The organism is Myxococcus vastator (assembly GCF_010894475.1).
In the GTDB taxonomy this organism is placed as follows: Bacteria; Myxococcota; Myxococcia; order Myxococcales; family Myxococcaceae; genus Myxococcus; species Myxococcus vastator.
The window spans coordinates 1-394 of record NZ_JAAIYB010000992.1 but is presented as its reverse complement, the minus strand read 5'-3'; the positions used below and the strand labels follow the sequence as shown (position 1 = coordinate 394).

1 protein-coding gene is annotated in these 394 nt (G+C 71.8%); it reads left to right on the top strand.

Going from position 1 to position 394, the window contains the following annotated elements; all coding sequences use genetic code 11:
- Positions 1 to 394: histidine kinase dimerization/phospho-acceptor domain-containing protein (locus G4D87_RS38730; protein WP_275902343.1), on the top strand; the 394-nt coding region annotated here is incomplete at both ends.

The window sequence follows — 394 nt, the reverse complement described above, 5'->3', positions numbered from 1 at the left end:
GTACGGCGAGACGGGGGAGGTGGTGGGGGCCACGGTGATTCTCCAGGACGTGACGCGGCTGCGACGCTTCGACGAGCTGAAGAACGACCTGGTGGCCACGGTGGCGCACGAGTTCCGCACGCCGCTCACGTCCCTGCGCATGGCGCTGCACCTAGTGACGGAGGGGGTGGTGGGGCCGGTGACGGAGAAGCAGGCGGACCTGCTGTTCGCGGCGCGCGAGGACTGCGAGCGGCTGCAGGGCATCGTGGATGACCTGCTGGACCTGTCGCGCATCCAGGCGGGGCAGCTTCAGTTGGAGCTTCGCCGGGTGCCGGCGGAGGTGTTGGTGGACGCGGCGATGGAGGCGCAGCGCGCGGCGGCGGAGGAGCGCGGGGTGCGGCTGTCGGGGCAGGTG